Genomic DNA, 22,060 nt, shown 5'->3' with positions numbered 1-22,060 from the left:
CCGATGGCCACCACCAAGGCCCCCGGCACGCGCACACCAGCCGATGGGGCCACCCTCGCCTGCGTCTACGCGCTGGTGATGACGTGCATCCCGGCGATGCTGGTCGTCAAGGGCCTGCCGCTGGCGGTCACCCCCGGCATGGCGGTCGGCCTGGTCATGGGCGTGCTGTGGTTCTGCGCCCAGCTCGTCACCACGCTCGGCGTGGCCAAGGGCCGCAACGCCGCGCGCACCGCGCTGTTCCTGTTCGCCTCCGCCCAGCTCGCCACCTACGGCGTCGCCACCTACGGCTACCTGCCCCAGGACGAGTTGCAGGCCATCGATCGCACGCTGATCACCATGCTGGCGGTCATCTCCGTCGGCATCGCGGTGACCGACGGGGTGCGCGGCCTCGACCGGCTCGACAAGCTGCTCAAGGCGATGGTCGTCGGCGCGACGTTCATGGCCTTCGTCGGCATCATGCAGTTCTCGTTCGCCTTCGACCTCAACCAGTACCTGATGCTGCCGGGGCTGCGGCCGGTCGGCGAGATGACCTACATCCTGGAGCGGTCGAACTTCCGCCGCCCGGCGGGCACCGCGGCGCACCCGATCGAGTTCGGCGTGATCTGCTCGATGGCGGTGCCACTGGCCATCCACTACGCGCTGCGCGGGATGGACCACGGCGGCGCGCACAAGCGCTGGTGGTTCTGCCTGGCGATCCTGGCCGTGGCGTCGATGCAGTCGCTGTCGCGCTCGGCGGTGCTGGGCCTGGCCATCGTGGCCATCTTCATGATCCCGGCGATGACCCCCAAGCGCCGGGTGCGCGCCCTGGGCCTGATCCTGGTCTTCGTCGCGGCCATGCGGGTGCTGGTCCCCGGCCTCGTCGGCACCCTGTACAGCCTGTTCGCCAGCATCGACGTCGACCCCAGCGCCGAGTCCCGGCGCCGGGCGGTCGAGCGGGCCAGCCAGATCATCCCCGACCACCTGCTGCTCGGCCGGGGCATGGGCACCTACATCCCGCAGAAGTACGGGTGGCTGGACAACGAGTACCTCGGGACGCTGGTGCAGTCCGGGCTCATCGGCGTCACGCTGCTCATCGGGCTCTACCTCGTGGCCTGGTACTGCGTGCTGCGCGCGCGGGTGGCCACCACCGACCCGCGGATCAAGGACCTGGCCGTGGCCATCGCCGCGGCGATCGCGGTGCCCGCCATCACCTCGGCCACCTTCGACCTGCTCGGCTTCGCGGTGGCCACCGGGTACACGTTCCTGCTCGTCGGGGCCGCGGGTGCGCTGTGGCGCATCGTCCAGGAGGACAACGCCGCCCGCGGCCTGCCGATCGACTTCCTGCCCCCCGCCCGGCGCCCGCGCCGGGCCAGCAGACCGGAGAAGGTGCGCGTGTGACCACCGAGACCCCGCAGCCGGTCGACGCCCAGCCCACCCCCTCGGTGGGGTCCAAGGTCGGGCGCGGCGCGCTGTGGAGCCTGCTGAACACCGTCGTGCTGCGGTTGGGCACGCTGGTGGCGGGCATCATCCTGGCCCGCATCCTCAGCCCGGCCGACTACGGCGTGTTCGCCGTCGCCCTGGTCGCGGTGACGTTGCTACAGGCGTTCAACGAGCTGGGCGTGAGCCTGGCCGTGGTCCGCTGGCAGCGCGACGTGCGCGAGTTCGCCCCGACCGCGATGACCATTGCCGTGGCCACCAGCCTGGCGATGTACGCGCTGGTGTTCTTCGCCGCCCCGGCGTTCTGCGACCTGATGAACAGCCCCGGCGCGGTGCCGGTGGTGCGGGTGCTGTGCCTGGCCGTGGTCTTCGACGGCGTCGCCGTGGTCCCGGCCGCCATCCTCAACCGGGAGTTCTTGCAGCGCACCAGGTTCCTGTGCGACGCGGCCGCGTTCGTCGTGGTCACCTCGACCACGCTGGGGCTGGCGCTGTCGGGGGCCGGGCCGATGAGCTTCGCCATCGGGCAGATCGCGGGCAACGCGGTGTCGGTGGCCTGCTACCTGGCGCTGTGCCCGGTGAGGGTGCGGCCGGGCTGGGACCGGGCGGTGGCGGGCGAGCTGATCCGGTTCGGCCTGCCGCTGGCCGCGGCCAGCCTGCTCGTGCTGTCGGTGACCAATGTGGACAAGATGGTCGTCGGACCGGTGGTCGGCGAGGTCGCGCTCGGGCTGTACGTGATGGCGTTCAACCAGTCCTCGCTGCCGTTGCAGGTGTTCTCCGAGGCCGCGCGGCGGGTGTCGCTGGCCGGGTTCGCCAAGCTCGTCGACGACCGGCGCGCGCTGGAGCAGGCGCTCGCGCGGGGGGTGGCGCTGCTGGTGGCCGCGTCGGTGCCGGTGTGCGCGATGCTCGCCTGCTACGCCGCGCCCATGCTGCACGTGGTCTACGGCGCGCAGTGGGTGCCCGCCGCGGTGGCGTTGCAGGTGCTGGCGGTGCTGGGGCTGCTGCGCATCCTGCTGTTCATCGGCTACGACCTGCTGGTGGCGCTGGACGGCAACCGGGTGCTGATCGGGTTGCAGGCGCTGTGGCTGGGCGCGCTGGTGCCCGCGCTGCTGGTCGGCACGCACCTCGACGGCATCCGCGGCGCGGCGCTGGCCCAGGCGGCCGTGGCCGGTGTTGTGGTGCTGCCCGCGTTCGCCCTGGTCATCCGGCGGCGCGGGCTGCGGTTGCGCCCGTCGCTGCTGGCCATCCGCCGCCCGGCGGTCGGCGGCCTGCTGGTGGTCGCCTCCGCCTTCGCCGTCCGGTCGGTCCTCGACGGCCCGTGGACGCAGTTGCTCGTCGGCGGCGCGGTCGCCGTCGCCCTCTACCTGCCCGTCGTGTACCCGATGCGGTCGCTGCTGCCCGGCCGCGCACAGAAGGAGACGTCGTGACCGCCCCGCTGCACGACCGCAACACCCTCTCCGCCGCCACCCGCCGCGCCCTGCGCGACGCGTTCGGGCTGTGGCCGATGCACGAGGCGGTGAACAGGGTGCGCCTCGGCCCGAAGGTGCCCGCACTGCGCCGCTTCGAGGACGCCGAGGTCGCCCGCCTCGCCCCGGCGGTGTCACCGTCGTCGCTGGTCACGACGATCATCCCGACCTACCGCCGCCCCGACCTGCTGCCGCTGGCCATCGAGTCCGCCCTCGCCCAGACCATCACCGACAACCACGTCGTGGTCGTCGACGACGGCGGCGGCCTCCCCGAGCTGCCCGCCCACCCCCGCCTGTCGGCGGTCAGCCTCTCGCGCAACTGCGGCGTCCTCGGCCTCGTCCGCAACGTCGGCATCCGCCTGTCCACCTCGAAGTACCTGGCCTTCCTGGACGACGACAACACGTGGCGCCCGGACCACCTGGAGCTCTCCCTGGCCGCCCTGGCCTCCGGCGCCGACTTCACCTACACCGCCCTGGACCGCCGCCACCCCGACGGCACCCGCCTGGACATCCTCTCCGAACCCTTCGACCGCACCCGCTTCGCCGACGACACCCCCTTCGTCGACTCCAACGCCATCGTCCTGCGCCGCACCCCGGACGCACTGTTCAGCAGGCTCCCCCGGACCAGGGACACGCTGCCCAAAGAGGACTGGGAGTTCGTGCACCGCCTCACCCGGACCCGCGTGGTGACCCACGTCCCGGAGCCCACGGTCCGCTACCTGGTGAACACGTCCAGCTACTACACGACGTGGAAGAAGGACTGACACCGCGACGGCGTCACGTCCCGGAGCCGAGGCGGCGACCGCCGAGGTGCTCGGCGCGCACGCAGGCCCCGTCGTCGGATCGTCCCGGAACGCGCGTCGGTGGTCACCCGGTTGGTGAGGGTCAGCTGAGCTTGCTCAAGCGCGAGATCGCTTCGTCGAGGACCTCGTCCTTCTTGCAGAAGGCGAAGCGCACCAGGTGCTTCCAGTTCTCCGGGTGGTCCGTGAACACCTGCACCGGGACGGCCGCCACCCCCACCGACTCCGGCAGCGCGTAGCAGAACTCCACACCGTCGGTGTGGCCCAACGGTCGGATGTCAGCGCACACGAAGTACGTGCCCTCCGCCTGGCTGACCCCGAAACCCGCGGCCGCCAACCCTTCGGACAGCCGGGTTCGCTTGTCCGCCAACGAGTCCCGCAGCCCCTCCACCCAGGCCCGCTCGTTGCGCAACGCGTGCGCGACGGCCGGTTGGAACGGCGCGCCCGCCACGAAGGTCATGAACTGCTTGGCGGCGCGCACGGCGGCCACCAGCGCGGCGGGCCCGCAGACCCAGCCGATCTTCCACCCGGTGCAGTTGTAGCTCTTGCCCGCGCCGGAGACGGTCAGCGTGCGCTCGGCCATGCCGGGCAGCGACGCCAGCGGCACGTGCGCCCGCCCGTCGAACAGGAGGTCCTCGTAGACCTCGTCCGTGATCGCCACCAGGTCGTGGCGCACGCACACCTCGGCGAGGGCGGCCAGTTCCTCGGCGGTGAAGACCGAGCCGGTGGGGTTGTGCGGGGTGTTGACCACGATGGCCTTGGTGCGCGGGGTGACGGCCGCCCGCAGGGCCTCGACCGGCAGCGCGAAGCGGCCCGACTCCTGCCGTTCCAGGGGGAGCACGACGCGGGTGGCGCCCGCCATGGCGACCGAGGCGGCGTAGGAGTCGTAGTAGGGCTCGAAGAGCACCACCTCGTCACCGCGCTCGACCAGGGCCACCAGCGCGGCGGCGATGCCCTCGGTGGCGCCGACCGTGACCAGGATCTCGGTGTCCGGGTCGTACGGTGTGCCGAAGCGGGCGCGGGACTCGGCGATGGCCGCGCGCAGCTCCGGGGTGCCCGGTCCGGGTGGGTACTGGTTGAGCCCCGAGGTGATGGCGTCCCTGGCCACGTCCAGCATCGCGGCCGGTCCGTCGGTGTCCGGGAAGCCCTGGCCGAGGTTGACCGCCCCGGTGCGGGCGGCCAGCGCGGAGACCTCGGCGAAGATCGTCGAGGCGAACGGTCGCAGCCGGGGAACGAGAGGAGAGGGCACGACGCCACATCCTCACGCAGAATGGCGCCGTGGAGCAACTGAACCCGGTCCCCGGCGAGGCGGAGAAGCTGCGCGCCCTGCGCACGATGAAGCTCGTCGCACTGTCCTTCCTGCTCGCCGCCACCGTCATCTTCCTGGTGACAGTCCTGTGGACCGACCCGCCGCCGTGGGTCGGCTACGTGCGCGCCGCCGCCGAGGCGGGCATGGTCGGCGCCCTGGCCGACTGGTTCGCGGTGACCGCGCTGTTCCGGCGGCCGCTGGGCCTGCCGATCCCGCACACGGCGATCATCCCGACCAAGAAGGACGTCCTCGGCGACAGCCTGGGCGAGTTCGTCGGCTCGAACTTCCTGTCGGAGGCGGTGGTGCGCGAGCGGCTGCGCCGGGTCGGGGTCGCCGAGCGGCTCGGCGAGTGGCTGGCCAAGCCGGAGAACGCCGACCGGGTCACCGCGGAGCTGTCCACGATGGTGCGCGGCGCCGTCACCGTGCTGCGCGACGAGGACGTGCAGGCGGTGCTGGAGCAGGCGATCGTGACCAGGGTCATGGCGGTGCCGTGGGGCCCGCCGATGGGCAAGCTGCTCGAGCGGGTGATGGCCGACGGCGGCCACCACAAGCTCGTCGACCTCGTGTGCGACCAGGCCTACGAGTGGGTCAAGCGCAACGAGGAGCGCATCCAGGGCCTGGTGTCGAACCGGGCGCCGTCCTGGTCGCCGAAGTTCGTCGACTCGCTGGTGGCCGACAAGCTCTACGACGAGGTGCTGGAGTTCGCCTGGTCGGTCAAGGCCGACGGCAACCACCCGATGCGGCTGGCCGTGGACAAGTTCCTGCAGGAGTTCGCGGGTCAGTTGCAGACCGACGAGAAGGTCATGCGGCGGGCTGAGGACATCAAGCGGCAGGTCTTGGAGCACCCCGAGGTGCAGAACGTGTTCGGGTCGGTGTGGGCCACGGCGAAGAAGCTGCTGCTCAACGCAGCCGAGGACCCGTCGAGCGAGTTGCGGCAGCGGGTGCGGTCCGGGTTGCAGACCCTCGGTGGCCGGCTGGCCCAGGACGCTGGTGTGCGGGCCAAGGTCGACGGGTGGGTTGAGGGTGTTGCCGCGTACCTGGTGTTGAACTACCGCGACGAGATCACGACGCTGATCACTGACACCGTGCAGCGTTGGGATGCTGATGAGACCGCGCGGAAGGTGGAGCTGCAGGTGGGGAGGGACCTTCAGTTCATCCGGATCAACGGGACTGTGGTCGGGGCGTTGGCTGGGTTGGTGATTTACACGGTTGCTCAACTGATCGGTTAGCGGGCCGCGGAGCTACGGGGTGACCTGGGCCAACTGGGTCTGAGCTAGGTATTCGCAGTGTGTATACACGTGCTGTAGAGTGCTGGGTATGTCAATCGGACACGCTTTGCTCGGGCTCCTGGAGACCGGGCCCAGACACGGGTACGACCTCAAGCGCGTCTACGACGAGCGCTTTGGGCAGGATCGGCCGTTGGCCTACGGGCAGGTCTACTCGACCCTGTCGCGGCTGTTGCGCAATGGGCTGGTGGAGGAGCGCGGGGTTGAGGCGGGGGGAGGTCCGGACCGCAAGCGCTACGCCATCACCGATGCCGGGGTCACCGACGTCTCGTCCTGGCTCGTGACGCCGGAGAAGCCGGAGATCTACCTGCAGAGCGCGCTCTACACCAAGGTTGTGCTGGCCCTGATGTCCGGTCGCGACGCCGAGGACGTGCTCGACGCGCAGCGGCGGGCGCACTTGGGGGCCATGCGCGAGTTGACGCAGCGCAAGCAGCGGGGTGACCTCGCTGATCAGTTGATCTGCGACCACGCCCTGTTCCACCTGGAGGCCGACCTGCGCTGGCTCGAGCTGACCACCGCGCGCCTGGCCGACCTCGGCAAGGAGGTCATGCCGTGAACGAGCCGCTGCTGCGCGGGGTCGACCTGCGCAAGTCGTTCGGGCAGACGCCCGCCCTCGACGGTGCCGGGATGGGGGTCGCCGCGGGCGAGGTCGTCGCCGTCATGGGGCCGTCGGGGTCGGGCAAGTCGACGCTGCTGCACTGCCTGGCTGGGATCGTCCCGCCGGACGGGGGCACGGTCAGCTACGGCGACCGCGACCTCACCGCCATGTCGGACAAGGAGCGCAGCGCGTTGCGCCGCTCGGAGTTCGGCTTCGTGTTCCAGTTCGGGCAGCTCGTGCCCGAGCTGTCCTGCATCGAGAACGTCGCGCTGCCGCTGCGCCTGGGCGGGGCCAAGCGCAAGGCCGCCGAGCAGGCCGCCCGCGAGTGGCTGGCCAGGCTCGAGGTCGACCAGTTGGCGGACAAGCGGCCCGGCGAGGTCTCCGGCGGCCAGGGCCAGCGGGTCGCGGTCGCCCGCGCGCTGGTCACCCGGCCCAGGGTCGTGTTCGCCGACGAGCCGACGGGCGCGCTCGACTCGCTCAACGGCGAGCAGGTGATGCGGCTGCTGACCGCGACCGCGCGCGAGACCGGGGCCGCGGTCGTCCTGGTCACCCACGAGGCCAGGGTGGCCGCGTACTCCGACCGCGAGGTCATCGTGCGCGACGGGCGCACCCGCGAGCCGGTGGTGATCTGAGTGTCCGTGCGCACTGACCTGGGCATCGGGGTCCGGCTGGCCGTCGGGGGCGGCCGGACCGCGATGACCAGGCTCGTCCTCGGCGCCATCGGCGTCGGCGTGGCCGTCGCCGTGCTGCTGCTCGCGGCCTCGGTCGGCCCGCTGATGCAGGCCCGCAGCGAGCGGGCCAACCTGACCACGGTCTCGACGGAGGCGATCGCGGGCGTCGACCCGCTCTACGAGCACAGGGTCAGCGCCGAGCACCGCGGCGACGGGCTCAGCCTGCGGTACGTGAACGCGGGCGGGCCGTCCTCGCCGGTGCCGCCCGGCGCCGACCGGGTGCCCGCGCCCGGCGAGGCGGTCGTCTCGCCGGCCCTGGCCGAGCGGCTGGCCGAGCCCGGCGCGGCCGACCTGCGCCAGCGGCTGCCGGAACGGGTCATCGGCACCCTGCCCACGACCGTGCTCACCGACCCGCACGACCTGACCGCCTACCTCGGCGTCGGTCCCGAGGTGCGCGCCAGCGACCGCACCACCGAGGTCTACTCCTACGGCGGGTTCCCGGTCGACGAGTCCCTCGACCCGACCCTGCTGCTGCTCGTGCTGCTGGGCACGGTCGCGCTGCTGGCCCCGGTCTTCGTCTTCACCGCCGCCAGCACCCGCATCGCGGGCGCCGAGCGCGACCGCAGGCTCTCCGCGCTGCGGCTGGTCGGCGCCGACTCCCGCCAGGTCCGCCGGATCGCCACGGCCGAGGCGCTGGTCAGCGCCGTCGTCGGCCTGGTGGTCGGGGCGGGGTTGTTCTTCGCCGGTCGGGCGCTCGCGCCGGGGGTGACGATCTCGGGGGTCACGGTCAACTCCGCCGACGTGACGCCGATCTGGTGGCTGGCGGTGGCGGTCGTGGTCCTGGTGCCGGTGCTGGCCGTGCTGACCGCGCAGTTCGCGCTGCGCCGCACGATCGTCGAGCCGCTGGGGGTCGTCCGGTTCTCCAAGCCGATCCGGCGCAGGCTGCTGTGGCGGCTGGGCGTGGCCGCGGCGGGGGTCGGGCTGCTGTTCTGGCACGGCGGCGTCACGGCGGGCCACAGCCTCTGGGTCTACTCGATCACCGCGGGCGCTGCGCTGCTGCTGTTCTCGGTGCCCGCGCTGCTGCCGTGGGTGGTCGAGCGCTCGGTGTCGCGGGTGCGCGGCGGGCCGACGTCCTGGCAGCTCGCCGTGCGCAGGCTGCAACTGGACGCGGGCACCTCGGCGCGCGTCGTCGGCGGCGTCGCGGTGGTCCTCGCGGGCGCCATCGCGCTGCAGTCCGCGCTGTACTCGCAGTCCACCGAACTGGGCGGGCCGCAGGCGAGCCCGTCGGCCCAGAACTCCGGCATCGAGCTCTACCCGGAGGCGGGCCTGTCGGCGGAGGCGGAGCGGCTGGTGGCCGGGGTGCCCGGCGTGCGCCAGGCCTTCACCGAGGGCACGGTCACGTTCGTCAGCTCGGCGGACGAGGACACCGCCTCGATCCCGGTCTACGACTGCGCGACGGTCCAGCGCCTGTTCGCCGTCACCGACTGCGCGCCGGGGGTGGTCTACGGGGTCGGGGACACCAACCTGCAGGACTACCGCATGCAGGCGGGGGAGCAGTGGTGGGTCTACGAGTGGGACCACAAGACGAAGACCGCCACCAGGGGCGCGAGCTGGACGGTGCCGCAGGTGCGCTCGATCCCCGAGCCCGCGGTCAGCGGCGACCTGGACTCCTCGACCCGGCCCGAGTCGCTGTTCGTCACGCCGGGGCCGGGCTTCGTCCCCGACGTCACCGAGGGCCTGGTGACGCCCAGGATCCGGGTGTCGGTCGACGTCGCGGACCAGGGCGTCGCCGACCGCGTCTACGCCGCGCTGGCCCCGTTGTCGTGGCAGGTCATGGGCGTCCAGTGGGGCAGCCGGTCGGGCGATGACCGGGCCGCGTTCACCGCCATCAGCCGCGGCCTGCTCATCGGCTCGGTGTTCACGCTGCTGCTGGCCGGGCTGAGCCTGCTGGTGCTGGCCCTGGAGCACATCCGCGAGCGGCGCAGGCCGCTGGCGGTCCTGGCCGCCTCCGGCGTGCCGACCGGCGCGCTGGGCCGGTCGCTGCTGTGGCAGATCGCCATTCCGATCGCGGTGGGGGTGGTCATCGCGATCGGCGCCGGGATCGGGCTGACGGCCCTGGTCCTGCGGCTGGGGTCGACGCCGATGGTCGTGGACTGGTCGAGCGTGGGGCTGATGGTGCTGGCGGCCGCGGTCCTGGCCGGGCTCGTCTGGGCGATCACGCTGCCGTTCCTGCGCGGGGCCACCCGGCTCACCTCCCTCCGCACGGAGTGAGCTGAGCCGGGTCGGGGGGACACCCCGGGGAGCGGTGTCGGGGCCGCTTCCCGGGGGCTCCCCCGTTCACATGAGCAGGTACGCGGCTGAGCCGAGGCGCTCGATGGCCGCGTCGGCGGGCCGGTCGTCGAACAGGGTCGTGCCCGCGCCCCGGCGGTGGAAGCCGATCAGCACCGCGTGCCGGACGTCGGTGGGGTCGTTGCGGGCGCCCGAGTGCCACAGGTGCGAGTTGAACAGCCACGCCGTGCCCGCCTCGCCCACCAGCCGGGTCTCCTCGGGGTGGGGCTCGTGGCCCTCGGGGGCGACGAACGCGTAGTCCAGGTGCGAGCCGGGCACGACCCGCGTCGAGCCGTTGTCCTCGGTGAAGTCGGCCAGGGCGACGATCGCCGTGCACTCCTGCCAGCGCCCCGGGCCCGACCCGTCGACGCTGTTGGCGCGCAGCGCCTGGCCGCCGTGCTCGGGCGCGCCAGCCCGGTAGCGCACCTCGTCGACGCGGAACTCCGGGCCGAGCAGGTGGCGCACCGCGGCCAGCAGGCCGGGCCGCAGCCACAGCGCGTCGAACACCGGACCGGCCGCCAGCAGGCTCTTGAGGTGCAGCGTCGCGCTCTGCCCGGTCGCGGCGGGCAGCAGCCGCTCGACCTCGGCCAGCGCCGAGCCGACCTGGGCCGGGCGCAGGAACGCGTCGAACCGGCAGAAACCCAGTTCGTCGAGGTCCACGAGCTGCTGGGGTTGCAGCAGGTCGGAGCGGACCCCCAGTTCGAGGAGGACATCATGCACGCCTCCGGTGTAGTCCAGGGCCCGGCTGGGCGCCACCGCGTTCACCTGATGAGGACGTGGAACCGCGCACTCGGGCGCCGACATGGAGGAGATGCCGCCACCGGGGGCCCGACCTGCGTACCCTGGTCCCGTGATTTGTCCGAAGTGTCAGAACGTGATGCAGACGGTCGAGCGCCAGGGCGTGCACATCGAGCAGTGCCACGGCTGCAAGGGCATCTTCCTCGACCACGGGGAGCTCGAGCAGATGGCCGCCGCCGAGAAGCGCTACCACGCCGCCGCCCCGCCGCCGTCGTACCAGCCGGGCCCGCCCGCGGGGGCTTACCCGCCTGCGGGCGCCTACCCGCCCGCGGGCGTCCCCTACCCGCCACAGCCGCCCCGCGGCTACCGGGACTCGCCCCCCGGTTACCGGGACTCACCCCCGGGGTACGGCCACGCGGGCGGCTACCGCGACTCGCCCCCCGGCTACGGCCACCACGGCGGCTACGGCCACAAGAAGCGTCGCAAGAGCTTCCTCGAGGACCTCTTCGACTGAACCCCTCGTCCGACTGTGAACCCGATGATCTGCCCGGCCTGCGGTGAGTGGGCCGACACCCCGCTGGTCGAGGGCGACAGCGCCGCCGCCGAACTCGTCTGCGCGCTGTGCGGGCACCGGGAGCCCTACCGCAGGCTCCCGGTGTTCGCCCTGACCGGCCCGAGCGGCACCGGCAAGTCGACCGTGTGCCGCCGCCTGGGCCCCCTGCTCGGCGATCGCGCCATCGTGCTGGAACAGGACGTGCTGTGGGTCGGCGCCCTGCGCGACCCGCACGACGACTTCGCCGCCTTCCGCCAGACCTGGCTGCGCCTGCTGGCGATGCTCAACCAGTCCGGCCGCCCCGCCGTGCTCTGCGGCACCGTCGCGCCCCCGCAGTTCGAACGCCGCCCCGAACGCACCCTCTTCGGCGAGATCCACTACCTCGCCCTGGTAGCCGACGACGACGTCCTCACCACCCGCCTCCGCGCCCGCCCCGCCTGGCGCGAGTGGTCCGACGACCGCCGGATCGCCGACATGCTCGCCTACAACGCCTGGATCAAGGCCAACGCCACCACCACCACCACCGACGCCCCCATGACCCTCCTGGACACCTCACGCGCCACCCCCGAGCAGACAACGGCGGAAGTGGCCCGCTGGATCCTCGACCGCCTGTAACCCCACCACCACCCGCCCCGTTTTCGCTCTTGATGCAGCGCGCGCACCCACCGCCGCCCCAGCAACGGATCCGTTCTTGCAAGCACTCCGCTTGCAGTAGCTAGCACTTGGGCGTACCGTGGAACATGTCAGGAGGAGAGGAACCCCGGGTGAGCGAGTCCGAACCCGATGTCAGCCCCATCGACAAGGTCGCCGACCTGGGTCGCGACATCGGCGAGTACATCAAGGCGCAACGCAACACCGCCAAGATCTCCTTGCGCCAGCTCTCCAAGCTCGCAGGTGTCTCCAACCCCTACCTGAGCCAGATCGAACGAGGCCTGCGCAAGCCGAGCGCGGAGATCCTGCAGCAGATCGCCAAGGGGCTGCGGATCTCGGCCGAGGCGCTGTACGTGCAGGCGGGCATCCTCGACGTCCCCGTCGGGGGCCCGGTGCCCGACGCCGTGCGCGCCGACCCGGAGCTGACCGAGCGCCAGAAGCAGGTGCTGATGGACGTCTACGAGTCGTTCCGGCGCGAGAACAACGCAATCCGACAGTCCACACCGGAGGGGTCCGATGTGGATTATGTGAAACGGGACCCCAAGAGTGAGGAGTGACGACATGGCCACCACCGACACCGCCAAGGCCAAGCAGGACGCCGACAAGCTGCCCGCCCCGCTGCTGGCCGTCCTCGGCGCGGGCGACCTCGCCGCCAAGGCCGTCGCCGACGCGTTCGGCAAGGCCCGCGAGCGCGCCGAGGCCACCCGCAACGTCGTCGAGGAGCTGCCCGGCGAGGTCGCGGGGCTGCGCGAGCGGCTGGACCCGGCGGAGCTGCGCAAGCTGCTCGACGACTACACCTCCGCCGCCCTGTCGCTCTACGGCAAGCTGACCGAGCACGGCGTCGACGCCCTGGTCGAGCTGCGCAAGCAGCCCCAGGTCAAGCAGCTTGAGGAGACCCTCGAGGCCGCCCAGGCCCGCCTCGGCGACGCCGCGGGCGACGCCCGCGCCGCCGCGGACGACCTGCTGGCCAGGATCACCCGCCAGACCCGCTCGGTGGGCGAGAAGACCGCGCGCGCCGCCGAGGGCTTCGCCGAGGACCTGGCCGAGGAGATCGTCGAGACCGGTGGCGAGGTCGCGCACGAGGTGCGCAGCACCTCCCGCCGCGCGGCCAACAAGACCGCCCCGGCGTCGAAGACCCCGGAGCGCTCGACCACCCGCAAGCCCGCCGCGAAGCCCACCTCGGCCAAGTGACCGCGTTTGCCCAGTTGACGGCCCCCTGACCCTGGTCAGGGGGCCGTCGCGTGTGGTGGAGGTGTTCGGTGCACCCGTAGGCTTGGGGTGTGCCGCTCCTCGCCTCCTGGATCCTGCTGTTCATCTTCTGGGCGTCCGTCCCCGTCGGCGTCTTCGCCTTCGTGCACGCGCTGCTGCAACGGCCGGACGCCTACGCGGCCGCCGACCGCCGCACCAAGCCCTTCTGGCTGGGCGTCACCGGCGCCGCCGCCGCGGGGCTGCTCCTGGTCGTCGTGGCGGGCCTGCCGTGGCTGTTCTGGATGGCCGCCCTGGTCGCCGCGCTGGTCTACATCGTCGACGTGCGCCCCAAGCTCATCGACGTCCAACGCGGTCAGCGCTGGTAGGACGCCCCGGCGCTACCCTCGCCGGGTGACATGGACCATCGCGGGCAGCCTGACCGTCTCACCCGTCCTCGACCGGCTCGACCTGGTCGCCGAACCCGTCGCCACGGCGCTCCGAGCCGTCGCGGCCGAACGCGTCGGCGTCGCCGAGATCGATCCCGACCTCGCCGACACGGCCGCCTTCTGCGCGCACTACGGCTCCCCGCTGTCCGCCTCCGCGAACTGCGTGGTGATCCTCGGCAAGCGGGGCGAGGTGGAGACGATGGCCGCCTGCGTCGTGCTCGCCACGGCCCGGGCCGACGTCAACGGCATCGCCCGGCGGCACCTGGGTGTGCGCAAGGCCTCTTTCGCGCCGATGGACCGGGCGACCGCCGACAGTCACATGGAGTACGGGGGCATTACCCCGATCGGGCTGCCCGCGGGGTGGCCGCTGCTGATCGACCAGGCCGTCGCCGACGCTCCGGAGTTGGTGATCGGCAGCGGTGTCCGGGGCAGCAAGCTGCTGGTGCCCGGTGACCTGCTGGTCGGGTTGTCCTCGGCCGAGGTGATCGAGGGATTGGGCCGTCCGGTCGGGTGAGATCGGCGGGAACCTACCTTCGTCGGTTGTCCCCGACCCGGCGGTTCGGGTCCCATTTGCTGTGATCGCACGTGCCGGGCCGCGGGAAGGGCGGGTCATGACGACGCAGGTCGAAGCCGACAGGGACACCGCTCGGAGCACGATCCGGGTCGGGGTCGTCGACGACGAGGCCATGGCGAGGGCCCTCGTCGGCAAGATCCTCGCGTCCGCGCCGGACGTGACCGTGGTGGCCGAGGGCGCGGACGGGGCCGAGGCGCTGGAGCTGGTCCGGACCGCCGACCTCGACGTGCTGCTGCTGGACCTGCGGATGCCGAGGATGGACGGCCTCGGCGCGCTGCGCGAGCTGCGCAGGCTGCCCACCGCGCCCGCCGTCGTCGTGCTCACCACCTTCCACGCCGACGAGGCCGTGGCCACCGCGCTGAACCTGGGCGCCCGCGGTTTCCTGCTCAAGCACGTCGACCCCGCCGAACTGGTCCGAGCGGTGCGCATCGCCGCCAAGGGCGGCGCCGTGCTGGACCCCTCACTCACCCAGAACCTCATGGGCCACCTGGCCTCGCACCACCTCGACCGGATCGGCGCCACCAGCGAGATCGCCAAGCTCTCCACCAGACTGCTCGACGTCCTCAAACTCGTCGGCCTGGGCAAGAGCAACAACGAGATCGCCGCCGACCTGCGGCTCTCGGATTCCACGGTGCGCGGCTACGTCTCCGAGATCCTGGCCACCACCGGCTGCGCCAACCGAGTCACCGCCGCTGTGCTGGCCCAACGCGCGGGCCTACTGGACTAGCCCACCCAAAGGCACTCCCACACCCACCCAGCACACGCAGGCCCCCGAACAGACCTATCTCACCCCACAGGCCGAGCCGTGTCGTGAAGGCCATCCTCGCCGTATCGGTAACCTCCTCGGATATGAACCAGGTCCAGGCAGTCACCGCGCGCAGTTTCGCCGCCCCCGTGGACACCGTCCGCGCCGCTGTCGCCGACTACACGGGCGTCCGCAGCAAGATCCTCCCCGAGAACTACTCCGAGTACGAGGTCCGCGAAGGCGGCACCGGCGCGGGCACCGTCGTGCACTGGAAGCTGCAGGCCACCAAGAAGCGGGTGCGCGACTGCCTGCTCGAGGTCTCCGAGCCGCAGCCGGGCACCCTCGTCGAGGCCGACCGCAACTCCACCCTCGTCACCACCTGGACCGTTGACGGCTCCGCCGACGCCGCCTCGGTGCGCATCGCCACCACCTGGGAGGGCGCCAACGGCGTCGGCGGCTTCTTCGAGCGCACCTTCGCCCCCGCCGGGCTGCGCCGCATCCACGACGAGCTGCTGTCCAACCTGGCCAAGCACCTCAACGCCTGAGAGGTGTGAAATGCCGCCCCGGAGCCGAGCGGGCTCCGGGGCGGCGTCGTATCAGGCCGCCCACTCCCGGTCGTCGGGCGGCACCTTTCCGTTGTTGGTCGCGAACTCCCCAGTGATCATGAGCAATACTCTCCCCCGCGCGCGCCACCGGGGGCAACCGAATAAGCGGGCGGTCGGCTCGTCAGAGCACCACGGTCTTGTTGCCGTGCACGAGGATTCGGCCTTCCAGGTGTGCGCGCAGCCCGCGCGCCAGCACGACCTTCTCGATGTCGCGTCCCTTGCGGACCATCGCGGCCACCGGGTCGCGGTGGTCGACCCGGATCACGTCCTGCTCGACGATCGGGCCCGCGTCCAGCTCGGCGGTGACGTAGTGGCAGGTCGCCCCGATCAGCTTCACCCCGCGCCGGTGCGCCTGGTGGTACGGGCGCGCGCCGATGAACGAGGGCAGGAAGCTGTGGTGGATGTTGAGCGCGCGCCCCGCCCACGCCGCGCACACCTCGGGCGGCAGCACCTGCATGAACCTGGCCAGCACCACCGCGTCCGGGGCGGCCGCGTCGACGAGCTGGCGCAACTGCGCGAACGCCGCCGCCTTGCCCTCGGTGTCGACCGGGAACGGCACGTGGTGGAACGGGATGCCGTGCGCGCGGGTGATCGGCGCGAGGTCGGCGTGGTTGCCCACGACCGCGCGAACGTCCACGTCCAGCTCCCCGCTGTGCACGCGGCCGAGCAGGTCGTAGAGGCAATGGCCCTCTTTGGACACCAGGATCACCACCCGGCGCGGCACGCCGGTGTCGATCACCGCCCAGTCGGACTGGGCGCTGAGCCGGGTGGCCACCGCGCCGAAGCGGGCGCGCAGCTCGTCCACGCCGAAGGTGAGCGAGTCCGCGAGCACTTCCTGGCGGGTGAAGAACCAGTTGGTCTCCCGGTCTGTGTGGTAGGCGGCCTCGACGATGGAGCCGCCCAGTTCGGCCAGGAAGCTGGCGATCGTGGCGACGATGCCGGTGCGGTCGGGGCAGGCCAGGCGGATCACGTAGCGGCGTTCGGTGGTGGGCACGCGCTGATTGTCACACTCGGGCGTTGTCCACGATGGTGTGTGGGGCGGGGGCTGCGGGCGTGGGTTGGGGAGCCTGTCCTTTGGGGCCGCGGATTGTTTAACTCTGGGGAGCCGGTGTCAAGGGCGCTTCGCGTCGGCTTCGCCGATGGGCTTCGCCCACCCTTGACACCGGCTCCCCAGAGTTAAGTGCGGCCAGGAGTGGGTCCAGGCCGGGGACTGACAGGGCTTGGGGGGAGTGGTTGCCCGGTGAGATTTGGGGGGGCCTTGGGTGGGTGGGTGGGGTGTTGGGTCGGGTGGTGTTGGGTCGGGTGGTGTGGGGGGCTAGGGAGTGCTGGGGGTGGGGGTGTCGAGGGTGCAGTTGATCAGCACGGGCTCGGGGTGCAGGGCCACGCCGAAGGTTTTGTCCACGCCGGTGCGGATCGTTGTGGCCAGGGCCAGCAGGTCTGTTGTGGTGGCGGTGCCTCGGTTGGTGAGGGCGAGGGTGTGTTTGCTGGAGAGGGCGGCTGTGCCGGGGGGGATGGTGAAGCCCTTGGTGAAGCCGGCTCGTTCGATCAGCCAGGCGGCGGAGAGCTTTGTCGCGCCGGGGCCTGCTGGGTAGCGCGGGACGGTGACGTCCGGGCCCACGGTGTCGGTGATGCGGGTCATGACCGCTTCGGCGTTCTCGTCGGGGACGATCGGGTTGGTGAAGAACGAGCCCGCGCTCCACGTGTCGTGGTCGGTCGGGTCGAGCACCATTCCCTTGCCCCGGCGCAGTTCCAGCACCGCGGCGCGGGCGTCGGCCACCGGCACGCGCTCGTCCTGGCGCACGCCGAGCGCCCTGGCCAGCTCGGTGTAGCGCACCGGCATCGACCTGCCGTCGTCGGACAGGGCGAAGGTCGCCCGCAGCACCACGGCCCGGTCGGTGCCCTTGAGCACGCTGGTCCGGTAGCCCAGGCCCAGCTCGTCGGCGGTCAGGGTGCGGACCTCGCCGGTCGTGCGGTCGTAGATGTCGACCGATTGCAGCACCTGGCTGATCTCGACGCCGTAGGCGCCCACGTTCTGCACCGGGGTCGCGCCGACCAGGCCGGGGATGCCGGACAGGCACTCGATGCCGCCCAGCCCGGCCTCGACCGCGCCCGCCACGACCTGGTCCCAGTCCTCGCCCGCCTCGACGGTCAGCAGCACCCGGCCGTCGTCGTCCGGTTCGACCCTGGTGCCGCGGTTGGCCAGGTGCACCACCGTGCCGTCGAACCCGGCGTCGCCGATGACCAGGTTGGACCCGCCGCCGAGGACCAGCAGCCGGGCGTCGGCGGCGTCGGCGGCGCGCACGGCCTCGACCACCTCGTCCGATGTGGTCGCGGTGGCGAACGCGCTGGCTGGACCGCCCAGGCGCAGGGTCGTGTACCCGCTGAGCGGGACGTCGGAGCGCGGTCGGTCGCCGAGGGGGAGGCTCGTCACGGGCACAAACGGTAACCTCCGGCCCATGCCCAGCCGCATCGAGCACCGCGCCGAGTTCACCGCCCCCGCGAAGGCGGTGCACGCGGCCTTCGTCGACAAGGCCTTTCTGGACGCCCGCCTCAAGGAGCTGGGCGGCACCGGCGCGCGGTTGCTCGACTACACCTCGGGAACCGGGCGCGTCTCGTTCACCCTCCGCCAGGGCGTGCCCGCGGACAAGCTGCCCTCGGCCGCCCGCGCGCTGATCAAGGGCGACCTGGACGTCGAGCGCACCGAGACCTGGTGGCCCGCCGCCACCGGCTTCGCGGGCGACACCACCGCGGCGGTCACCGGTGTCCCCGGTTCGGTCAAGGGCGTGTTCGCCCTGGTCGACTCCGGTGCGGGCAGCACGTGGACGACCAGCGGCGAGGTGACCGTCCGGGTCCCGCTGGTCGGCGGCAAGATCGAGAAGACGATCGCCGAGCAGGTCGGCAAGCTGCTCGCCGCCGAGGCCGAGTTCACCGCGGCCTGGCTGGCGAAGCACGCCTGAGCGCGGTGGCCAAGACCCCGAGGCTGGCCGCGGGCCGGGCCAGGGCGCTGGGCGCCCCCACCCGGGGCACGACCAACCCCAACCGGCTGCGCCGGGTCGACCGCTGGCTGGCCGCCTGGCCCGCCACCCGGTCGGTGCTGCTGGCCGGGGAGGTCCCGCTGGTCGTCGACCTCGGCTACGGCGCCACCCCGGTCACCACGGTCGAGCTGGCCGCCCGGCTGCGCGCGGTGCGCCCGGACGTGCGGGTGCTGGGCCTGGAGATCGACCCGGAGCGGGTGGCCGCCGCGCTGCCCTCGGCCGACCCCCCGCTGCTGGACTTCCGGCGGGGCGGGTTCGAGCTGGCGGGCGCGCGGCCCGCGCTGGTGCGCGCGTTCAACGTCCTGCGCCAGTACCCGGAGGAGGAGTCCGCGCGCTCCTGGGCGGCGATGCTGGCCCGGCTGGCGCCGGGCGGCCTGCTGGTCGAGGGCACCTGCGACGAGATCGGCCGCCGCTGCTCCTGGGTCCTGCTGGACGCCTCCGGCCCCCTGACGTTCACCCTGGCCTGCAAGCCCGCCGACCTCGAACGACCTTCTGACCTGGCCGAGCGGCTGCCCAAGGCGCTCATCCACCGCAACGTGCCCGGCGAGCGCGTGCACGACCTGCTGACCGCCCTGGACGCCTGCTGGGACACCGCCGCCCCGTTCTCCCCCTTCGGCCCCCGCGCTCGCTGGGTGGAGGCCGTGCGGCTGCTGTCGGCGTCGTGGCCCGTGCTCGACACCCGGCGCCGGTGGCGGCTGGGCGAGGTCACGCTCCCCTGGGAATCGGTCGCGCCTTCGGCTTGACCTTCTCGTCGCGTCAACTTCTAGCGTGGTTGAGGACAGGGAAACGGGAGGTGGGAGCGGTGGCCTGGTCGATCCAGCAGGTCGCGCGGATGGCGGGGGTGACCTCGCGCACGCTGCGCCACTACGACGATATCGGCCTGCTGCCGCCTGCGTACGTGGGTGCCAACGGTTACCGCTACTACGAGCAGAACGAGATGTTGCGCCTGCAACGCGTCCTCGTGCTGCGCGAGCTGGGCCTCGGCCTGGACGCCATCGCGGCCATCGTCGACGACCAGCAGGACGCGGTGGTCGCCTTGCGCGCCCACCACGAGCACCTGCTCGCCGAGCGGGACCGCTTCGACCGCCTCGCCCACACCGTCTCCCGCACCATCGCCGATGTGCAGAGGGGAAAGACCATGAGCAACGTCGACCACTGGTTCGAGGGCATGATCGACACGGCCAAGCAGAAGGAGTTGGAGCAGGAGGCGCGGCAGCGGTGGGGCGACGCCGCCGTGGACAGGGTCAGGAACACCTGGAGCAAGGAGAAGGGCGAGCAGTGGGGCCGGGCCGTGCTGGCCTTCGTCGCCCACATCGACGCCGGGCGCGCGCCGGAGGACCCGGCCGTGCAGGAGACCGTCGCGGGCCACCACGAGTGGCTCAGCGGGCACTGGACGCCCAACCGCGAGTCCTACAAGGGCCTGGCGGACCTCTACGCGGACGACCCGCGCTTCCGGGCCAACTTCGACAAGACCGACGTGCGGCTGGCGGAGTACCTCCGGACGGCGATGAAGGTCTACGCCGACGCCAACCTGGACTAACCGGACACCGAACCCCGGGCCCCGCGAGGGGTCCGGGGTTGTCCGGGTGCTACTTCTCGCGGTGGGCCCGCGTGGCGGAGGCCTGGGCGCGGGGCTTCATGACGATCTGGTCGAGGTTCACGTGCGCGGGGCGGGTGACCGCGAAGGCGACCACCTCGGCGACGTCCGCGGCCGTCAGCGGGTCGATGCCCTGGTACACGGCCTCGGCGCGGGCGGTGTCGCCGTCGAACCGGGTGAGCGAGAACTCGGTCTCGACCATGCCGGGGAGGACCTCGGTGAAGCGGACCGGCTCGCCGAGCAGCTCGCCGCGCAGGGTGCGGTGCAGTGCGGACTGGGCGTGCTTGGCGGCGGTGTAGCCCGCGCCGCCGTCGTAGACCTCGACCGCGGCGATGGACGTGATCGTGACCACGTGGCCGTCGCCGGACTCGAGCAGCGCCGGGAGCAGGGCCTTGGTCATCCGCAGGGTGCCCAGGACGTTGGCCTCGAACATCCAGCGCCAGCGGTCCAGGTCGGCCTCGTCGACGCGGTCGAGGCCCAGGGCGCCGCCCGCGTTGTTCACCAGCACGTCGACCCGGCCCAGGGCGGCGGAGAAGGCGTCGACCGACTCCTGGGAGGTAACGTCGAGCTCGAGGGCCCGTCCGCCGACGGAGTCGGCGACCCGCCGGAGGCGGTCCAGCCTGCGGGCGCCGAGCACGACCTCGAAGCCCGCGCCGGCGAGGGCGGTGGCGGTCGCGGCGCCGATCCCCGCGCTGGCCCCGGTCACTACTGCAACGCGCTTGTCCACGAATCCGATGATCCCCGTTGGGCACAGCCGCCCCCAACCAGGGGCTTATGACAACTGTCACACCAGTTCGGCCCCACGCCCGGCCGCCTGGGACGTCTCCCGAACAGGGAGACACACATGAGGACTTGGAGGTCACCCGTGCCGTCGACGGCCGTGAAGACCAGAACATCCGCGCTGGTGGGAGGGTTGGTCTCGGCCCTGCTGGTGCTGGCGTCGTGCAGCTCCGGCGAGTCCGGGACGTCCGCGCCCGCCGAGCGGACCAGCGAGGCGCCGCCGCTGGCGAAGCTGACGGCCACGCCCGCCGACGACGCCACCGAGGTGCCGCCGGGCGAGCCGGTGACCATCACCGTGGCCAACGGCGCCATCGACGAGGTCGAGTTGACCAACGCCGACGGCAAAGCGGTCAAGGGCGAGGTGGCGGCGGACAAGCTGACCTGGACCTCCGGCGAGGTCCTCGGCTACGCCAAGACCTACAGCTACGACGCCTCCGCCACCGGGTCCGACGGCAAGAAGGTCGAGCTCAAGGGCTCGTTCACCACGCTCAAGCCCGGCTCCACCCCGCGCGCCACGATCAACCCGACCGACGGCGCCAACGTCGGCGTGGCCATGCCGATCAGCGTGAAGTTCCCCGAGGGCGGGGTCGCCGACAAGGCCGCGGTGGAGAAGGCGCTCAAGGTCACCACCTCGGCGCCGGTCGAGGGGTCCTGGGCCTGGCTCAACGCCCAGCAGGTCGACTGGCGGCCCAAGGAGTACTGGCCCGAGGGGGTCGAGGTCACCGTCAACGCCGACCTCTACGGCGTGGCCTACGGCGGCGGCGCCTACGGCAAGGCCGACTTGAGCACCGAGTTCACCATCGGCCGCAACCAGGTCGTCAAGATCAACACCCCCGACCACAGGATGGACGTCTACCGCGACGGCAAGCTGTTCACCAGCTACCCGGCCAGCAACGGCCGCGACGACGACCCGAACCTCAACACCCCCAACGGCACCATGATCGTCATGGCCAAGGAGGAGGTCGGGGACTTCTCCAACCCGCGCTACGGCTACACCAACGTCAAGAAGAAGTGGGCCGTGCGGTTCTCCAACCACGGCGAGTTCATCCACGAGAACAACGAGAACGCCGCCAACATCGGCAAGGCCAACACCTCGCACGGCTGCGTCAACCTGCTCGAGGCCGACGCCAAGGCCTACTTCGACTCCGCGCTGATCGGCGACCCGGTCGAGGTCACCGGCTCCAAGGCGGACATGCCGACCACCTCCGACGTCTACGACTGGCTGATCCCGTGGAGCCAGTGGCAGAGCATGTCGGCGCTGAGCTGAGGCGGGGGCT

24 protein-coding genes are annotated in these 22,060 nt (G+C 72.0%); 19 read left to right on the top strand and 5 right to left on the bottom strand.

Going from position 1 to position 22,060, the window contains the following annotated elements:
- Positions 1 to 3: 3 nt before the first annotated feature.
- From GCL84_RS25545 to GCL84_RS25535, 3 genes are read left to right on the top strand one after another with little or no spacing between them, the layout of a single operon-like run.
- Positions 4 to 1,377 (top strand): O-antigen ligase family protein, encoded by a 1,374-nt coding sequence (locus GCL84_RS25545; RefSeq protein ID WP_156758085.1) that lies wholly within the window; start codon positions 4 to 6, stop codon positions 1,375 to 1,377.
- Complete coding sequence (locus tag GCL84_RS25540; protein ID WP_197523501.1) at positions 1,374 to 2,840, top strand: lipopolysaccharide biosynthesis protein; 1,467 nt, start codon at positions 1,374 to 1,376, stop codon at positions 2,838 to 2,840. Before GCL84_RS25545 ends, GCL84_RS25540 begins: the two co-directional genes overlap by 4 nt.
- Complete coding sequence (locus GCL84_RS25535; RefSeq protein WP_156758083.1) at positions 2,837 to 3,643, top strand: glycosyltransferase family 2 protein; 807 nt, start codon at positions 2,837 to 2,839, stop codon at positions 3,641 to 3,643. Before GCL84_RS25540 ends, GCL84_RS25535 begins: the two co-directional genes overlap by 4 nt.
- Before the next feature lie 121 nt (positions 3,644 to 3,764).
- On the opposite strand, the gene GCL84_RS25530 is transcribed toward GCL84_RS25535, so the two are convergent.
- Positions 3,765 to 4,928: a pyridoxal phosphate-dependent aminotransferase gene (locus GCL84_RS25530; RefSeq protein WP_156758082.1), complete on the bottom strand. Its 1,164-nt coding sequence runs from the start codon at positions 4,926 to 4,928 to the stop codon at positions 3,765 to 3,767.
- Between the two features lie 29 nt (positions 4,929 to 4,957).
- Here GCL84_RS25530 and GCL84_RS25525 point away from each other — a divergent pair, with 29 nt between their 5' ends.
- The 4 genes from GCL84_RS25525 to GCL84_RS25510 all read left to right on the top strand — a co-directional run bounded on the left by GCL84_RS25525 (position 4,958) and on the right by GCL84_RS25510 (position 9,814).
- Complete coding sequence (locus tag GCL84_RS25525) at positions 4,958 to 6,217, top strand: DUF445 domain-containing protein (RefSeq protein WP_407924431.1); 1,260 nt, start codon at positions 4,958 to 4,960, stop codon at positions 6,215 to 6,217.
- Between the two features lie 88 nt (positions 6,218 to 6,305).
- Positions 6,306 to 6,830, top strand: coding sequence for a PadR family transcriptional regulator (locus GCL84_RS25520; protein WP_156758081.1), 525 nt, complete (start codon positions 6,306 to 6,308; stop codon positions 6,828 to 6,830).
- Positions 6,827 to 7,504, top strand: coding sequence for an ABC transporter ATP-binding protein (locus GCL84_RS25515; RefSeq protein ID WP_197523500.1), 678 nt, complete (start codon positions 6,827 to 6,829; stop codon positions 7,502 to 7,504). The genes GCL84_RS25520 and GCL84_RS25515 overlap by 4 nt, the downstream gene beginning before the upstream one ends.
- Complete coding sequence (locus GCL84_RS25510) at positions 7,505 to 9,814, top strand: ABC transporter permease (RefSeq protein WP_156758080.1); 2,310 nt, start codon at positions 7,505 to 7,507, stop codon at positions 9,812 to 9,814.
- 66 nt (positions 9,815 to 9,880) lie between these two features.
- Here the strand turns inward: GCL84_RS25510 and GCL84_RS25505 are convergent, their stop codons facing one another.
- Positions 9,881 to 10,591 carry a phytanoyl-CoA dioxygenase family protein gene (locus GCL84_RS25505; RefSeq protein WP_197523499.1) on the bottom strand — a complete coding sequence of 237 codons (711 nt, stop codon included), beginning with the start codon at positions 10,589 to 10,591 and terminating at the stop codon, positions 9,881 to 9,883.
- Between the two features lie 91 nt (positions 10,592 to 10,682).
- Between GCL84_RS25505 and GCL84_RS25500 the strand changes: the two genes are divergently transcribed.
- The 8 genes from GCL84_RS25500 to GCL84_RS25465 all read left to right on the top strand — a co-directional run bounded on the left by GCL84_RS25500 (position 10,683) and on the right by GCL84_RS25465 (position 15,311).
- The gene (locus GCL84_RS25500; protein WP_156758123.1) at positions 10,683 to 11,123 is read left to right on the top strand and encodes a TFIIB-type zinc ribbon-containing protein; all 441 of its coding nucleotides are present in this window, start codon (positions 10,683 to 10,685) and stop codon (positions 11,121 to 11,123) included.
- Positions 11,124 to 11,147: 24 nt separating this feature from the next.
- Positions 11,148 to 11,777 carry an AAA family ATPase gene (locus tag GCL84_RS25495; RefSeq protein ID WP_156758078.1) on the top strand — a complete coding sequence of 210 codons (630 nt, stop codon included), beginning with the start codon at positions 11,148 to 11,150 and terminating at the stop codon, positions 11,775 to 11,777.
- 125 nt (positions 11,778 to 11,902) lie between these two features.
- The gene (locus GCL84_RS25490; RefSeq protein ID WP_197523498.1) at positions 11,903 to 12,370 is read left to right on the top strand and encodes a helix-turn-helix domain-containing protein; all 468 of its coding nucleotides are present in this window, start codon (positions 11,903 to 11,905) and stop codon (positions 12,368 to 12,370) included.
- A 4-nt stretch (positions 12,371 to 12,374) separates the two neighbouring features.
- The gene (locus tag GCL84_RS25485; RefSeq protein ID WP_156758077.1) at positions 12,375 to 13,004 is read left to right on the top strand and encodes a hypothetical protein; all 630 of its coding nucleotides are present in this window, start codon (positions 12,375 to 12,377) and stop codon (positions 13,002 to 13,004) included.
- Positions 13,005 to 13,093: 89 nt separating this feature from the next.
- The gene (locus tag GCL84_RS25480) at positions 13,094 to 13,387 is read left to right on the top strand and encodes a DUF2516 family protein (protein WP_156758076.1); all 294 of its coding nucleotides are present in this window, start codon (positions 13,094 to 13,096) and stop codon (positions 13,385 to 13,387) included.
- A gap of 25 nt (positions 13,388 to 13,412) precedes the next feature.
- Positions 13,413 to 13,961, top strand: coding sequence for a YbaK/EbsC family protein (locus tag GCL84_RS25475; protein WP_156758075.1), 549 nt, complete (start codon positions 13,413 to 13,415; stop codon positions 13,959 to 13,961).
- Positions 13,962 to 14,058: 97 nt separating this feature from the next.
- The gene (locus GCL84_RS25470; RefSeq protein WP_156758074.1) at positions 14,059 to 14,748 is read left to right on the top strand and encodes a response regulator; all 690 of its coding nucleotides are present in this window, start codon (positions 14,059 to 14,061) and stop codon (positions 14,746 to 14,748) included.
- 122 nt (positions 14,749 to 14,870) lie between these two features.
- Positions 14,871 to 15,311, top strand: a complete 441-nt coding sequence (locus GCL84_RS25465) for an SRPBCC family protein (protein WP_156758073.1) — start codon at positions 14,871 to 14,873, stop codon at positions 15,309 to 15,311.
- 181 nt (positions 15,312 to 15,492) lie between these two features.
- Here GCL84_RS25465 and purU read toward each other — a convergent pair whose 3' ends face one another.
- Together purU and GCL84_RS25455 are read right to left on the bottom strand one after the other, a co-directional pair.
- Positions 15,493 to 16,365 carry a formyltetrahydrofolate deformylase gene (gene purU / locus GCL84_RS25460; RefSeq protein ID WP_156758072.1) on the bottom strand — a complete coding sequence of 291 codons (873 nt, stop codon included), beginning with the start codon at positions 16,363 to 16,365 and terminating at the stop codon, positions 15,493 to 15,495.
- Positions 16,366 to 16,686: 321 nt separating this feature from the next.
- Positions 16,687 to 17,802, bottom strand: coding sequence for a UDP-N-acetylmuramate dehydrogenase (locus GCL84_RS25455; protein WP_235926692.1), 1,116 nt, complete (start codon positions 17,800 to 17,802; stop codon positions 16,687 to 16,689).
- Positions 17,803 to 17,827: 25 nt separating this feature from the next.
- Between GCL84_RS25455 and GCL84_RS25450 the strand changes: the two genes are divergently transcribed.
- From GCL84_RS25450 to GCL84_RS25440, 3 genes are read left to right on the top strand one after another with little or no spacing between them, the layout of a single operon-like run.
- Positions 17,828 to 18,328 carry a DUF2505 domain-containing protein gene (locus tag GCL84_RS25450; protein ID WP_156758070.1) on the top strand — a complete coding sequence of 167 codons (501 nt, stop codon included), beginning with the start codon at positions 17,828 to 17,830 and terminating at the stop codon, positions 18,326 to 18,328.
- Between the two features lie 5 nt (positions 18,329 to 18,333).
- A complete protein-coding gene (locus tag GCL84_RS25445; RefSeq protein WP_156758069.1) occupies positions 18,334 to 19,149 on the top strand; it encodes a class I SAM-dependent methyltransferase in 816 nt (271 codons plus the stop codon).
- A 59-nt stretch (positions 19,150 to 19,208) separates the two neighbouring features.
- Positions 19,209 to 19,946, top strand: coding sequence for a MerR family transcriptional regulator (locus GCL84_RS25440; RefSeq protein WP_156758068.1), 738 nt, complete (start codon positions 19,209 to 19,211; stop codon positions 19,944 to 19,946).
- A gap of 49 nt (positions 19,947 to 19,995) precedes the next feature.
- On the opposite strand, the gene GCL84_RS25435 is transcribed toward GCL84_RS25440, so the two are convergent.
- Positions 19,996 to 20,730: an SDR family NAD(P)-dependent oxidoreductase gene (locus tag GCL84_RS25435; protein ID WP_156758067.1), complete on the bottom strand. Its 735-nt coding sequence runs from the start codon at positions 20,728 to 20,730 to the stop codon at positions 19,996 to 19,998.
- A gap of 117 nt (positions 20,731 to 20,847) precedes the next feature.
- Between GCL84_RS25435 and GCL84_RS25430 the strand changes: the two genes are divergently transcribed.
- Positions 20,848 to 22,050, top strand: a complete 1,203-nt coding sequence (locus tag GCL84_RS25430; protein WP_156758066.1) for a L,D-transpeptidase — start codon at positions 20,848 to 20,850, stop codon at positions 22,048 to 22,050.
- Positions 22,051 to 22,060 lie beyond the last annotated feature (10 nt).

Origin of the sequence: Actinokineospora pegani (genome assembly GCF_009745975.1) — a bacterium.
GTDB lineage: Bacteria > Actinomycetota > Actinomycetes > Mycobacteriales > Pseudonocardiaceae > Actinokineospora > Actinokineospora pegani.
Note: the sequence above shows the minus strand (reverse complement) of the source record. Positions and strands in the feature narration are given on the sequence as shown.

What these genes read in the sequence shown, in the direction of transcription:
- GCL84_RS25545 (WP_156758085.1), top strand. Translation starts at nt 4, where the DNA reads ATGGCCACCACCAAGGCCCCCGGCACGCGCACACCAGCCGATGGGGCC.
- GCL84_RS25520 (WP_156758081.1), top strand. Translation starts at nt 6,306, where the DNA reads ATGTCAATCGGACACGCTTTGCTCGGGCTCCTGGAGACCGGGCCCAGA.
- GCL84_RS25500 (WP_156758123.1), top strand. Translation starts at nt 10,683, where the DNA reads ATGCCGCCACCGGGGGCCCGACCTGCGTACCCTGGTCCCGTGATTTGT.
- GCL84_RS25495 (WP_156758078.1), top strand. Translation starts at nt 11,148, where the DNA reads ATGATCTGCCCGGCCTGCGGTGAGTGGGCCGACACCCCGCTGGTCGAG.
- GCL84_RS25490 (WP_197523498.1), top strand. Translation starts at nt 11,903, where the DNA reads ATGTCAGGAGGAGAGGAACCCCGGGTGAGCGAGTCCGAACCCGATGTC.
- GCL84_RS25485 (WP_156758077.1), top strand. Translation starts at nt 12,375, where the DNA reads ATGGCCACCACCGACACCGCCAAGGCCAAGCAGGACGCCGACAAGCTG.
- GCL84_RS25470 (WP_156758074.1), top strand. Translation starts at nt 14,059, where the DNA reads ATGACGACGCAGGTCGAAGCCGACAGGGACACCGCTCGGAGCACGATC.
- GCL84_RS25465 (WP_156758073.1), top strand. Translation starts at nt 14,871, where the DNA reads ATGAACCAGGTCCAGGCAGTCACCGCGCGCAGTTTCGCCGCCCCCGTG.
- GCL84_RS25450 (WP_156758070.1), top strand. Translation starts at nt 17,828, where the DNA reads ATGCCCAGCCGCATCGAGCACCGCGCCGAGTTCACCGCCCCCGCGAAG.
- GCL84_RS25430 (WP_156758066.1), top strand. Translation starts at nt 20,848, where the DNA reads ATGAGGACTTGGAGGTCACCCGTGCCGTCGACGGCCGTGAAGACCAGA.